Below are 13,321 nucleotides of genomic sequence, written 5' to 3'. Positions count from 1 at the left end.
GCCGGGTCGCGGGGGCTCGTCGGGTCTCGTGGTGAACAAACGTCCGGAGCGCGCCTGATGACCCATGCGCCCACCCATACGACCCGGCGCGCGATGCTGGTTGCGGCTCTCGCCGGGCTCGCATCCGGGGGCCCCGCCGCGGCGAAACCCGAGGTGAAAACCCTGATGAGGATCCGCTTCGCCTTCGCGGACCAGCTTTTCACGGCGACGTTGGACGACACGCCCTCAGCGCGCGACTTCGCCTCGATGCTGCCGCTCAACCTCTCGATCGAGGATTACGCGACCAACGAGAAGATCGCCCATCTGCCGCGCAAGCTGACGACGCAGGGCAGCGGACCGTTCGGCAACGAGGCGCCGGGGGACCTCGGCTACTACGCCCCTTGTGGCAATCTGGCGATGTATCATGGAGCCTATCGCTACTCCGCCGGCCTGATCCGCCTCGGGCGCTTCGACGATGGCATCGCCCCCCTTCTCAAGCGCGGCACATACCCGCTGCGGATCGAACGTCTGGGTTGACCCTGAGGGGACGCGGTCCAGGCTGTGCCCCGACCGCCACCAGCGAGGTCAGGCCGGGTCCGCCGACGACAGCCGCGCCGCTGCCCGCCCGGCGATGTCACCGAGCGTGATCGCGGTGAGCAGCCCGTTGCCCGAGAGATAGCCCGAGGCGCGCCGGCCCGACACACCGACCGCCGCACCGCCGCAGGCGAAGAGATTGGCAAAGGCCGAGCCGTCGGGCCGCAGCACCCGTGCTTCCGGGTTGATGCGAAGTCCGCCCTGGGTGTGGAAGAGGGCGCCGGTGACGGCAACAGCGCAGAACGGTGCGACGAGCGGGGCCGCGCCGCGGAAGTCGCGGCCGAAGCGATCGGCGCCGTCGCCCTGCTTCAGAGCTTCAACCTCGGCCGCCGTCGCCGCGAGCGCATCCGGCGGCAGGCCGAGCATCGCCGCCAGTTCCGAGAGGTCCTGCGCCTGCAGGATCGCGCCCTGGGCTTCGGCGTTGCGAAAGTCCTCGAACTGCCGGGCGATGCCGGCGATGCGACCGTCGAAGATCGTCCAGGCCTTGCCGTCGGGCTGGGCGAGGACGGTCGCAGCCTGCTCGGAATAGCCATGGCTCTCGTCGGAGAAGCGCTTGCCCCGGGCGTTCACCTGGAAGCCGCCCTCCATGATCGTCGCCCAGGTGATCAGGATGCCGTGCGGCTGCGCCACGGAGCCATGCCCCTGATGGCCGGACATGTCGACGAGATCGGCGCCGAGCGCCTCGCCCCAGAGCACGGCGTCCCCCTCATTGCCGGAATGGCCGAACCAGAGCGCATCCGCCATCTCGGGGATGTATGTCGCAACGAGGTCGCGATGGCCGCCATAGCCGTTGCAGGCCAGCACCAGGGCCTTGCAGCCGATCGTTTCTTCGCGCCCGTCAGGCCTCGTCCCGGCGACACCGACGATGCACGAGGCTTCGTCCGCGAAGAGCGTCGTGACGCGGCAATGGGTCAGGATCGGGATGTCGCGTGCCTCGGCCGCCTCGCGCAGCCGGTCGACGAGCTCCGAGCCGGTGCGCTTGGGCAAGCCGTGCATCCGGCGGGCGGAATGGCCCGGATAGGAGAAGTTCGTCACCACGTCGAAGGGCAGCCCATGACGGTCGGCGAGCCATTCGAGCACCCCGCCGACATGCGCCGCTAGCCGCGCGACGATGGCTGCATCCGGCTCGTTTTCGGCCTTGGCCATAATGTCGGCCGCGAAGAGCTCGGCGCTGTCGGCGATGCCCGCCGCGCGCTGGAAGCGGGTGTCCGCAGCGGGGATCAGCCCGGCCGACAACGCAGTCGAGCCACTCGGTACGGCGTCGCGTTCGAGGACGACGACCTCTGCGCCCGCCTCGCTGGCGGCGAGCGCCGCGACCAGCCCGGCGGCGCCGGCGCCGATGATCAGGACATCGGCCTGCGCCTCGAAGGAGCGGCCCGAGGCCGGAAGAACGGCGTTCACGGCGCTGCCATCTCCGCCAGCACCCCGGCGATCGTGGCGATCCGCGCCACCGGCTTCAGCGCCGCGATCGCCTCCGCATGCATGGTCGGCGTGGGGGCGGCACAACCGTCCTCGAGCACGGTGACATCGAGATCGCGCACATGGGCGTCGCGCACGGTCGAGGCGACGCCACCATTGGTGACGATGCCGGCGAAGACGAGATGCGCGATGCCGAGCTTGCGCAGAACCCATTCCAGCCGGGTCTGGTAGAAGGCGGAATAGGCGATCTTCTCGACGCAGACGTCGATCGGCTGCAGCGCATCGACGACGCGGTGCCCCCAGCCGCCGGGCAGGAAGTCGCCGCGCTTCAGGAACGGGCGCATCTGCTTGAGATGCGGCGAGATCAGCGGCTCGCCGCCGCGCCCCGGCACCAGCGTGAACTGCGTCGCCGCCACCAGCCCACCCTGCGCCCGAAAGCGCTCGACCAGCGGCAGCAAGCGGCCGGGCAGCGCCTGTGCTTCGGGCGAGGCTGCGCCGCCCTTGGCATAGGCGCCGTCGGGATGGATGAAGTCGTTCTGCAGATCGACGATCAGCAGTGCGGTCGCGGCGATGTCGGTGATCGGACCGGCCATGGTCAGCTCCTCAGGATGACGAGGTTGCCCAGCGCGTCGACCTCGGCGGTGAGGCCGGGGTCGAGCAGGACGGTGGCATCGGGCTGCTCGAAGATCGCAGGCCCCTCGACGCGGGCGCTGACCGGCAGATCGAGCCGCGACCAGATCGCGGTCTCCCGCCAGGCGCCGTCGAGATAGACCTGCCGCGTGCCGCGGCGTGCCAGTTCCAGGCTGGCCTCGGCTGCGGGAGCGAGCGCGGTCAGGTCGAAGGCCGGGCGGCGGCCAATGGCGGCTGTGCGCAGCGTGACGATGCGCAGCGGAATCCCCGGCAGGAGACGGCTGAAGGCCGCACCATAGGCGGCCTCGAAGGCCTCGCGGATGAGATCGCCGGTGATGCCGGTGCCGTCCTCTCCGAGCGTGACCGGGAGTGGCACCGAAACGGTGTGCGTCTGCCCGAGATAGTGCATGTCGAGCTCGTAGATCACATCGATCCGCTCGACCGACAGGCCGGCTTCGGCAACGACGCGGTGCGCCTCGCGGCCGGCCTCGACCATGCGCGCGTCGAGGGCCGCGGCGTCGAGCCCCTCCAGCATCAGGTTCACCGTCTGCACGCCGTCATGGCGGATATCGGCGATGACGCAGCCCAACGCCGAGGTCACGCCCGGGAAGCGCGGCACCAGCGCGCCCTTCAGCCCGACTTCGTGGATCAGGGCACCCGCATGGAGCGCGCCGCCGCCCCCGAACGGCATCGCCATGAACTTCGCCGGGTCGTGGCCGCGCTCGATCGAGACGAGCCGGATCGCGCCGGCCATGCGGGCATTTGCGATCTTCACGATGGCCTCGGCCGCGGCCATCACGTCGAGGCCGAGCGGCTCGGCGATCTCCCTGGCGATCGCCGCTCTGGCGGCCTCGACATCGAGCCGCTGCAGCGTGCCGAGCGGCTTCTCGCCGTCGATGCGGCCCAGCACCAGATTGGCGTCTGTCAGCGTCGGGCGGGTGTTGCCCTGGCCGTAGCAGACCGGGCCAGGGCGGGAGCCCGCGCTTTCCGGGCCGACCTCGAGCAGCCCGCCGGCATCGACGCGGGCGATCGAGCCGCCGCCGGCGCCGATCGTGGTGATCTCGATCATCGGGGTCCGGATGACCATGCCGAAATCGATGGTCGTCTGGGCGGCCAGCGCAGCCTGGCCGCCGGCGATCAGCGAGACGTCGAAGGAGGTGCCGCCGAGATCGCCCGTGATGATGTCGGGATGGCCCGCCGCACGCGCGATCACCGCGGCGGCGATGACGCCGGCCGCCGGCCCCGACAGCGCGGTCCGGACCGGCAGGCGGCGGGCCGTGGCGGTCGACATCACGCCGCCATTGCTCTGCACGATATGGAAGCGCCCGGTGAAGCCGTCGGCCGCCAGCGCATCCTCCAGCCGGCCGAGATAGGAGCCAACGACGGGCTGGAGCGTGGCGTTGAGCGCCGTCGTCGAGGAGCGCTCGAACTCGCGGATCTCGGGCAGGATCGCCGAGGAGCAGGCGATGTTCTCGTTCGGCCAGACGGCGCGGGCGGCCTCCAGCGCGTCGCGCTCGTTCTGCGGGTTGGCGTAGGCGTTGATGAAGATGATCGCGAGCGCCTCGCAGCCCTTCTCGTGCAGGGCACGGGCGGCCTCGCGCACCGCCTCGCGATCGACCGCGAGGCGGATCGTGCCGTCGGCCAGCGTGCGCTCGGGCACCTCGACGCGGCAATCACGCGCCGCGACAGGGACGAAATCGCCCCACAGCCCCCAGGTCTGTCGGCGGTCGCGGCGGCGCATCTCCAGCGCGTCGCGGAAGCCCGGCGTGGTGATGATGCCGACCTTGGCGCCCTTGCGCTCCAGCAGCGCATTCGTGCCGACTGTGGTGCCGTGCACGATGGAGGCGAGCTCCGAGACAGGTCCGAAGCTCGTCAGGCCAGCAATGAAGCCCTTGGCCTCGTCGCCACGCTGGGAAGGAACCTTGGCGGTGCGGAAGCGCTTGGCTGCCTCGTCGAACCAGAACAGATCCGTGAACGTGCCGCCGACATCGACGCCGACGATGGCCCGGGGGGAAGAGGTGGTCATCAGCCGATCTCGCTGTCGAAGCCGTAGACATCCCGGGCCGCGCCGGGGCTGACATAGCCGTTGGCCACGTCGCGACGCAGAGCCTCGCGGTCGCGCTTGTGCGGGTCGCCATAACCGCCGCCGCCCGGGCTTTCGAGGCGCACGCGCTGGCCCTTCGCGATGTGGATGTCGGCGATCTTGGTGACGAGCGGCGGGGATTTCGGCCCGTTCTCCGTGTCGTAGACGAAGCGGTTCATGGCGGCGGGCTTGCCGCCGGCGACGCCGAAGGGCGGGAACTTGCCGCGCTCGCCGAGCAGGAAGACGTCGGCGCCGCCCTGCGCCAGCACCTCGATCTCGTAGATCGCGCCGCAGCCACCGCGATGGCGGCCCGCCCCGCCCGAATCCGGCCGCAGCGCCCATTGCGTGAACATCACGGGGTAAGCCGCCTCGAGGATCTCGGCCGGCGGGATCGTCGCCGTCGAGATCGGGTTGTTGCCGTGGTTCAGCCCATCGCCTTCCGGGTTGCCGCCGAGCCCGCCGCCGAAGAAGGAGAACATCACGAAGCGCGAGCCGTCGTCGCGATGGCCGGCCAGCGAGAGCGCGTTGATCGTCGCATAGGGCGAGCCGTTCGCCCGCTCCGGCGCCATCTGCGCGAAGGCGCCGAAGACCGTGTCGATGACGCGCAAGATGGTCTCGGTATAGCCGCCGACCGGCTTGGGCGCAGAGACGCCCAGCAGCGTGGTGCCCGGGATGACGAAGGTGATCGGCTTCAGCACGCCGGCATTGGCCGGGACATGCGGGAAGATGTGCTTGAGCGCGACATAGCAGCAGGCGACCGCGGTCGAATAGGCGATGTTGAGCGGCCCGCGGCAGGGCGGCGCCGAGCGCGAGAAGTCGAGCGTCATCGCATCGCCCGCGATGGTGAGGTCGAGCGCGATGCGCAGCGGCTCGTCGCTGATGCCGTCATTGTCGAGAAAGTCGTCGAAGCTGTAGCGGCCATCCGGCAGGGCGGCGATCTCGGCGCGCATCAGGGCTTCGGCCCGCGCGCTGAAGGCGTCGAGCGCGGCCTCGACCGTCGGCGTGCCGTAATCGTCGAGCAGGGCCGACAGGCGCCGCTCGCCGAGGTCGAGCGCGTTGAGCTGGCCGTTCAGATCGCCCCAGTTCGACTGGGGCAGGCGCGAATTGGCGCTGAGGATCTCGACGATGTCGCCCTGGAACTCGCCCTTGCGCACGAGCTTGACCGGCGGGATGCGGAAGCCCTCCTGGAAGCTCTCGGTCGCCTTGGCGTTGAAATTGCCCGGGACGTTGCCGCCGACATCGAGCCAGTGACCGACCGATGCGAGCCAGCAGAACAGTTTTCCGTCCCGGAAGATCGGCCGCACCAGGCGCATGTCGTTGAGATGGGTGCCGCCCTCATAGGGGTCGTTGAACAGCCAGGTGTCGCCGGGCTCGTTCGACGCACCGGCCTCGACGCGCGCGATCACCGCCCGCACCGCGAAGGCCATCGCGCCGACGAAGATCGGCAGGCCCGACGTGCCCTGGACCAGGGTGTCGCCGGTGGTCGCATGGTAGAGGCCGTGGCAGGCGTCATGCGCCTCGGCGATGATCGGGTTGAAGGCCGAGCGATAGAGCGTCGCGTCCATCTCGTTGGCGATCTGCTCGAGCCGGCCCTTCAGAACGGCCAGCGTGACGGGATCGAGCGTCGCGGTCACAGGGTGCCCTCATAGGCCTTGCCGGCGGCGATCATCGCGGGCGTGCCGATCACAGCATTGAGCTGGTCGAAATCGAACATCCGGTCACGGAACGGGTCGGTCGTGCCATTGGCCTTGAGGCTGGCGTAGAAATCCTGCGCGGCCCGCGCGAGCGCCCGCACGATCCCGCCCGGGAAGATCACCAGCGAGAAGCCGAGTTCCTCGAGCGCGCTCGTCGAGCGGATCGGCGTGCGGCCGCCCTCGACCATATTGGCCATCAGCGGGAGCGTCCCCTTCAGCTCGCTGACGACGCGGGCCAGTTCCTCGGTCGAGCCGGGCGCCTCGACGAACAGCATGTCGGCGCCGGCCGCCGCGTAGAGATGGGCCCGCTCCAGCGCGCGCTCGAACCCCTCGACCGCGATGGCGTCGGTCCGCGCGATCACCAGCGTCTCGTCGGAGGCCCGGGCATCCGTCGCCGCCTTGATCTTGCCGACCATTTCGGCGGCCGGGATCACGCCCTTGTCGGCGAGATGGCCACAGCGCTTGGGGAAGCTCTGGTCCTCGATCTGCAGGGCGTTGGCGCCCGCCCGCTCGAACAGGCGCATCGTGCGCTGCATGTTGAGCGCATTGCCGTAGCCGGTGTCGGCATCGACGATGAGCGGTGTCGCGACGCGGTCGCGGATCATCGTGATGGTCTCGGCGACCTCGGCCATCGAGACGAGCCCGATATCGGGCCCGCCGAGGCGGGTATAGGCGATCGAGGCGCCGGAGACGTAGAGCGCCTCGAAGCCGGCATCGGTGGCGAGCGAGGCGGTCAGTGCATCGTACACGCCGGGTGCGAGCACGATCTGCGGCTGGCGGAAGCGAGCCTTGAGGGAGAGGGTCATCGGTCAGGTCCTGGTGACGGGCGCTGCGGCCAGCAAGGCATCGAGCGCTGCGATATCGGCCGCGCCCGGCAGGGCATCGACGGCCGCGATGATCGCCTCGGCCCGGGACTGGCCCCAGACCGGAACGGCGAGATCGAAGAATTTCTGGCGGACTTCGGCCGGCGTATAGGGATCTTCCGTATCGCCGCGATTGGTCAGCGCCTGCGCCTCGAGCCGGCGGCCGTCCTTCAGCGTCACGCTCACCTTGGCCGGGCGCTGCGCCGGCAGTTTCGCGGTCGACGCCGCATCCTCGCGGACGAAGACGCGCCGGGCCAGCTCGCGGATCGTTTCGTCGGTCCGTGCCGGCTCGCGGAAGGCGGCGACGGTCGCTGCGCCATGGACGATCGTGGTGGCGATCGAGAAAGGCAGCGAGAACTTCGCCGCCAGCATGTTGTGCGGCTCCTGGCCGGCGAGCTGCGCGGCCCAGACATAAGTCGCGACATCGATGCGCGCGATCGCGTCCGGCGTCAGCCGCCCGCCTTCCGTGGCGACGATCTCCGCCAGCGCGTCGAGCGCGCCGTGGTTGTAGCGGCAGCAGGCATGGCGCTTGAAATAGTTGCGCGCGATCTCCCAGCGCCCGCCGAGTTCCGCGACCATCTCGTCCGGGCGCCAGTCATCGGCGATGACGCTGCCATAGACGGTGCCAAGCCCGTCGGCCTCGCCGGTGAAGCCGGCGGCGACGAGGTCGCACACCATCAGGCCGATCTGGTTGGAGAAGCCGGCGAAGCTGTTGCGGACCGTGCCGCCCTCCAGCATCGTCCGCCGGCTGGTCGAGAGCCCCAGCGAGGAGGCGACGTTGATCGTCTCAATCATGCCGGCGGCATCGCGCCGTGCGAGCCAGGCGATGGCGACCGCCGCGCCGACCGTACCCCAGGTACCGTGCGGGTGCATGGTGACGCGCAGCTTCGAGGCGATGCCGATGCGCGCGCCGATCTCGTAACCGAGTGCAACGGCCGTGATGACATCGCGCCCGCTCGCGCCGCTTCGCAGCGCCGCCGCGAGCACGGCGGGCACGACATGGATGCCGGGATGGCCGCGGCAGAACTGGTTGCCCTCGTCGAGCTCGAGCATCGTGCCGGCCGTGCCGTTCAGGAAAGCGGCGAGGGGAGGCGCGCCGCGCCGCCCTGCGCCCATCACCGCCGCACCGGTGTCACCGTCGGCGCCCAGCATCCGCTCGGCCAGCGCAATCGTCTCGGGCTCCTGAGCGCCGGCGGCGATGGCGGCAATGCAGTCGCCGATCACCTGCAGCGTGCGGGCGACGACGGGTTCCGGCAGGTCCTCGAAGCGCAGCCCGGCACAGAACCGCGCGAGCCCGGTCAGCCAGGCCGGCGTGTCGGGCCGGCGCATCACCGGTTCGGCTTTGACGTGTACGGTCATCGGCGTCTCACAATCCGAGATAGGCGTGCTTGAGGGCCGGGTTGGCGGCGATCTCGGCGGCCGATCCCGCGACGACGATGCGGCCGTTTTCCATCACATAGGCGCGGCTTGCGAGTTCGAGCGACTGCACGACGTTCTGCTCGACGAGCATCACCGCCAGCCCCTCCGCCGCGATGCGGGCGATCAGCCCGAACATCTCCTCGACCAGTAAAGGCGAGAGGCCGAGCGAGGGCTCGTCGAGGATGATCAGCTTGGGGTTGCCCATCAGGCCGCGGCCGATGGCCAGCATCTGCTGCTCGCCGCCGGAGAGGGTCCCGGCGCATTGGGACATGCGCTCCCGCAGCCGCGGGAAGAGGGCGAAGATGCGCTCGAGATTGCCGGGCCGGTCGGCCTTACCGCGCCGGTAGCTGCCGAGCACCAGATTGTCGCGGACGCTCATGTTCGGGAAGATGCGGCGGCCTTCCGGGACATGGATCAGCCCGGCGGAGACGATCTCGGGCGGCCTGCGCCCGGTGATCGCCTCGCCGAGGAAGCGGATGGAGCCGGCCCTGGGCGAAATCAGGCCCGACAGCGCCCGGTTCAGCGTCGTCTTGCCCACGCCATTGGCGCCGAGCACCGCGACGATCTCGCCGGGAGCGACATCGAGATCGATCCCCCGCAGCACTTCGGTTGCGCCATAGCCGGCGACGAGCCCGCGCACCTCAAGCATGGGGGCCTCCATCCGGATCGCCCTGCAGGCGCTTGGCGGCGCCATGGCCGAGATAGGCCTCGATCACGGCCGGGTGGGCGGCGATCTCGGCCGGCTTGCCCTGCGCGATCATCTTGCCCTGGGCCAGCACGTGGATGTGCTCGCACAGGCTCATCACCGCCTGCATGACGTGCTCGACCATCAGGATGGTGACGCCCTGGTCGCGGATCTGGCGGATCACCGGCAGCATGTCGCGGATCTCGGAGGGGTTGAGGCCGGCCAGGACCTCGTCGAGCAGGAGCAGCCGCGGCTCCGTCGCCAGGGCACGCGCGAGTTCGAGCCGCTTGCGCCCGGCCACGGTGAGGTCGGCGGCCGGCTGATCCAGCATGCCGCTCAGCCCGAGCAGATCGGCAACCGCGCGTGCCTTGGCATGGGCCTCGCTGCAGCGCGGGTGGCGCAGATGCGCGCCGACGGCGATATTCTCGACCACCGAGAGGCCGGCGAAGGGCTGGACGATCTGGAAGGTCCGGGCGATGCCGCGCTCGGCCCGCTTGTGCGCGGCCAGGCCGGTCACATCCGTGCCGTCGAAGCGGATCGTTCCGCTGCTCGGTTGCTCGAAGCCCGCGATCAGCGTGAACAGCGTCGTCTTGCCGGCGCCGTTGGGGCCAATCAGGCCGGTGATCGAGCCCGGCGCGACCTCGAGGCTGGCACCGTCGACCGCGACGAGCCCGCCAAAACGCTTGGTGACGGAGGCAACGGAGAGCATCAGCGCGCCTCCTGCTTGCCGGAGCGGCGCGGCCGCCGCAGCAGGCCCATGATGCCACCCGGTGCGAAGGCGATCACCGCGACCAGCAGCAGCCCGTAAAGCACGAGGTCGATGCCGGGGATGCCGCCGGCCACGAGCTTGGCGACCTCGCCAAGGATATGCAGCGCGACTGCACCCAGGATGGGCCCGAAGGCCGTCCCGATGCCGCCCACGATCGGCGCGATCAGCGCCTCGACCGAGATCCAGGCGCCGAAGGCGATGCCGGCGTCGAGATAGAGGAAATACTGCACATAGAGCGCGCCCGCCGCGCCCGTGATCGCGGCCGAGAGCGTGATCGCCTTGAGTTTGACCGCCAGCGTGTCGACGCCGAGCGCCCGCGCCGCGTCCTCGTTCTCGCGCACCGCCGTCAGCCAGGCGCCGAAGCGCGAGCGCGTGATGGCGATGGTCAGCAGCAGCACGAATCCCACCAGGGCGACCGCGATCCAGACGAAGGCGGCGCGGCTGGCGAACTGGAAATTCTCCGGCCGGACATCGAGCTTCACCAGCGTGCCCGCCGCGCCACCGGTGAAAGCGGAGGCGTTGGCGAGAATGCGCATGACCTCGGCGAAGGCCAGCGTCACCAGCGCGAAATAGGAGCCACGCAGGCCGGAGCGGAAGCTGAGGAAGCCGATCACCCAGCCGATGACCCCCGCCAGCGCGATGCCGCAGGCGAACGCCGCCCAGGGGTTCACGCCGTAGCGGGTCTGCAGGAGCGCGGCGGCATAGGCGCCGGTGCCGAAGAAGGCGGCATGACCGAAGGAGAACTGGCCGGCGAGGCCACCGAGCAGGTTCCAGCCCTGGGCCGCGAGCGCGATGATCAGCGCGAAGACGACGAAGTTCAGCACCGTATTGGCTGAGACGACCACCGGCAACAGTGCGGCGAGCGCGATCAGGATCAGCGCGGGAGCGTAGGCGCGGATCATGCGCGGGCTCCGAACAGGCCAGTCGGCCGCACCAGCAGGACCAGGATGAAGATCAGGAAGATGCCGATCTGGCCGAGGCTCTCGCCGAAGAACAGGCCGCACAGGCTCTCGACCACACCGATGAAGAGGGCACCCAGCAGCGCGCCGGGGATCGAGCCCATCCCGCCCAGAACGACGATGGTGAAGGCGACGAGCACGAAGGCGTTGCCCGCGCGCGGGGTGACGTAGAAGGTCGGCATCAGCAGGCAGGCGGCGATGGCGACGCAGGCCGCGCCGAGCCCGAAGGTGACCGCATAGATATGCGCGACATCGATGCCGGCCAGCGCCGCGCCGGTCTTCTCGCGGGCGACGGCGCGGATCGCCCGCCCGGTATCGGTCGCCGTCAGGAGCAGACCGAGCAGCAGCGCGACGAGCAGGGCAACGCCGAAGGCAGCGACCCGCGGCAGCGCCAGGAAGGTGAAGCCGAGATCGATCGACTCGAAGGCGTAGGGCACGTCGATCGACCGCGTGTCGGAGCGGAAGATCGAGAGCATCGCGTTCTCGATGACGATCGAGAGGCCGAGCGTCACCAGCAGGATGTTGCGGTCCTCGCCATGGCTCGCCGGCCCGATCAGGAAGCGCTGCACCCCGTATCCGAGCGCGAAAAACAGCAGCGTGATCGGGACCAGCGCAACGTATGGGTCGATGCCGAGCATGGTCTGCGCGACATAGACCGCAAACATCGCCGCGGTCAGCATCGCGCCATGGGCGAAGTTGATGATGTGCAGCACGCCGTAGACCAGCGTCAGCCCGAGCGCGATCAGCGCATAGACCGAGCCGGTCATCAGGCCGTTGAGCACGGCGGCGAGAATGATGTCGGGTGCGAACATGCAGGCTTTTCGTTGGACGGCGCCGCCGTCGGCTCGGCGTCATGCCCGGCGTTGTGCCGAGCATCCGCGCCTCGAACACGCCCCGCGACCACGGGAGGCGTGGCTGGTCGGGACAAGCCCGACCATGACGAATGGGTGGCTCCTTACGCTGGGCGCGGGAAGACCGGCTTGGCGTCGGCGAAGTCGGACGGGAAAATTACCTTGATGTCGTTGCCCTGGACCTGGGTGTTGACCGGCGCGCCGCCCTCGTTCTGGCCGTTCGTGAACTTGGTCGGGCCATAGGGCATGATGTGGCCGGCATAGGTCGAAGCGGCCAGCGCCTCCGTGACCTTTGCCTTGTCGGACGAGCCCGCGCGCTCGATCGCGTCCGCCAGCAGGCCGACGCAGGAGTAGTTGAGCGGGATGTTGTAGGTCCAGAACTTGCCCGACGCCTCGACCTGCTTGCGCAGCGCCTCGGCCACGGGCTTGCGCGGGTCGTGCCAGTGGTTGCAGTCCATCACGAACTGGGCAGCCTCGTTGAATTCCTTGACGAAGCGGTAGTTCGAGGCGGCGCCGTTGAGCACGGCGTAGATGCCCTTCGGCCGGATGCGCTGCTGCTGCATCGTGCGCGCCAGCAGGGCGAACTCGCCGTAATAGCTCGAGGGGATGACGAGGTCGGGGTTCTTCGCGCGGATCTGCAGCGCGACGTTCGACATGTCGCGGGTCGGCGTCGGATGAGCGATGGTGTCGAGAATCTCGAAGCCGAGCTTGGGCAGTTCCGCCTGCATCAGCTTGGCGAGGCCCGAGCCGAAGAGCCCGTCCTCATGCACCAGCACGACGGTCTTCGCCGGCTTGCCCGCATCCTCGTTCAGCTTCGCCAGATTGGCGAGCGCGGTCTTCGTCACCATGCCGAAGCCGGGGCCGAAGCGGAACGTGTTCTTCAACCCGCGTGTGACGATCGAATCGGCGACGCCGACATCGACGATATAGGGCAGGTCGTAGCGCGCGGCCGCCTGGCTCGCGGCCAGGCAGATCGGCGAGGCGAAGCCGCCGACGATGCCGACGACGCCCTGCTCCTGCATGCGCTCGACCTCCGCCGTGCCACCCTCCGGCGTCGACCGGGCATCGCCGAAGACCATCTGCAGCTTGGCGCCGCCCATGGACTTGATGCCGCCGGCATCGTTGATCGCCTTGATCGCGGCCTCGGCGCCGATCTGGCCCTGCTGCCCGTCATAAGCGAGCGCGCCGGTCACCGGCTGGAGGATGCCGATCTTCACCACGGGCGCCTGGGCGCGCAGGACGCCCGGCATGGCGATGGCGGCACTGCCGGCGGCGGAGCCGGCCAGCACGGTGCGGCGGGAGAGCCCGGCGCGGCTTGCGGTCTTGATCTCGCTCTGGTCGGTCATCGTCGTTCTCCTCTGTGATGAGCCCGGTCT

12 protein-coding genes are annotated in these 13,321 nt (G+C 69.7%); 1 reads left to right on the top strand and 11 read right to left on the bottom strand.

Annotation, left to right across the window (positions count from 1 at the left end):
• Window positions 1-57: 57 nt before the first annotated feature.
• A complete protein-coding gene (locus ABIE41_RS16630) occupies window positions 58-516 on the top strand; it encodes a cyclophilin-like fold protein (protein WP_465247091.1) in 459 nt (152 codons plus the stop codon).
• 48 nt (window positions 517-564) lie between these two features.
• Here the strand turns inward: ABIE41_RS16630 and ABIE41_RS16625 are convergent, their stop codons facing one another.
• The 11 genes from ABIE41_RS16625 to ABIE41_RS16575 all read right to left on the bottom strand — a co-directional run bounded on the left by ABIE41_RS16625 (window position 565) and on the right by ABIE41_RS16575 (window position 13,291).
• Entirely contained in the window at window positions 565-1,974 is a 1,410-nt protein-coding gene (locus tag ABIE41_RS16625; protein WP_192641426.1) for an FAD-dependent oxidoreductase, read from the bottom strand.
• Window positions 1,971-2,585, bottom strand: a complete 615-nt coding sequence (locus ABIE41_RS16620; protein WP_192641425.1) for a cysteine hydrolase family protein — start codon at window positions 2,583-2,585, stop codon at window positions 1,971-1,973. Before ABIE41_RS16620 ends, ABIE41_RS16625 begins: the two co-directional genes overlap by 4 nt.
• A gap of 2 nt (window positions 2,586-2,587) precedes the next feature.
• On the bottom strand, window positions 2,588-4,648 hold the full coding sequence (locus ABIE41_RS16615) for a hydantoinase/oxoprolinase family protein (RefSeq protein ID WP_192641424.1): 2,061 nt from the start codon (window positions 4,646-4,648) through the stop codon (window positions 2,588-2,590).
• A complete protein-coding gene (locus ABIE41_RS16610) occupies window positions 4,648-6,339 on the bottom strand; it encodes a hydantoinase B/oxoprolinase family protein (RefSeq protein WP_192641423.1) in 1,692 nt (563 codons plus the stop codon). The genes ABIE41_RS16615 and ABIE41_RS16610 overlap by 1 nt, the downstream gene beginning before the upstream one ends.
• Window positions 6,336-7,205: an isocitrate lyase/PEP mutase family protein gene (locus tag ABIE41_RS16605; RefSeq protein WP_192641422.1), complete on the bottom strand. Its 870-nt coding sequence runs from the start codon at window positions 7,203-7,205 to the stop codon at window positions 6,336-6,338. Before ABIE41_RS16605 ends, ABIE41_RS16610 begins: the two co-directional genes overlap by 4 nt.
• A gap of 3 nt (window positions 7,206-7,208) precedes the next feature.
• On the bottom strand, window positions 7,209-8,621 hold the full coding sequence (locus ABIE41_RS16600) for an MmgE/PrpD family protein (protein ID WP_354192554.1): 1,413 nt from the start codon (window positions 8,619-8,621) through the stop codon (window positions 7,209-7,211).
• A gap of 7 nt (window positions 8,622-8,628) precedes the next feature.
• Window positions 8,629-9,330: an ABC transporter ATP-binding protein gene (locus tag ABIE41_RS16595; RefSeq protein ID WP_192641421.1), complete on the bottom strand. Its 702-nt coding sequence runs from the start codon at window positions 9,328-9,330 to the stop codon at window positions 8,629-8,631.
• Window positions 9,323-10,075, bottom strand: coding sequence for an ABC transporter ATP-binding protein (locus ABIE41_RS16590; RefSeq protein WP_192641420.1), 753 nt, complete (start codon window positions 10,073-10,075; stop codon window positions 9,323-9,325). The genes ABIE41_RS16595 and ABIE41_RS16590 overlap by 8 nt, the downstream gene beginning before the upstream one ends.
• Window positions 10,075-11,037, bottom strand: coding sequence for a branched-chain amino acid ABC transporter permease (locus ABIE41_RS16585; protein WP_192641419.1), 963 nt, complete (start codon window positions 11,035-11,037; stop codon window positions 10,075-10,077). The genes ABIE41_RS16590 and ABIE41_RS16585 overlap by 1 nt, the downstream gene beginning before the upstream one ends.
• Entirely contained in the window at window positions 11,034-11,906 is an 873-nt protein-coding gene (locus ABIE41_RS16580; protein ID WP_192641418.1) for a branched-chain amino acid ABC transporter permease, read from the bottom strand. Before ABIE41_RS16580 ends, ABIE41_RS16585 begins: the two co-directional genes overlap by 4 nt.
• Before the next feature lie 143 nt (window positions 11,907-12,049).
• The gene (locus ABIE41_RS16575; protein WP_192641417.1) at window positions 12,050-13,291 is read right to left on the bottom strand and encodes an ABC transporter substrate-binding protein; all 1,242 of its coding nucleotides are present in this window, start codon (window positions 13,289-13,291) and stop codon (window positions 12,050-12,052) included.
• Between the last annotated feature and the right edge of the window lie 30 nt (window positions 13,292-13,321).

The organism is Bosea sp. OAE506, from assembly GCF_040546595.1.
Lineage (GTDB): Bacteria > Pseudomonadota > Alphaproteobacteria > Rhizobiales > Beijerinckiaceae > Allobosea.
The sequence above is the reverse complement of the archived record's forward strand: the minus strand, read 5'-3'. Positions and strand labels throughout refer to the sequence as shown.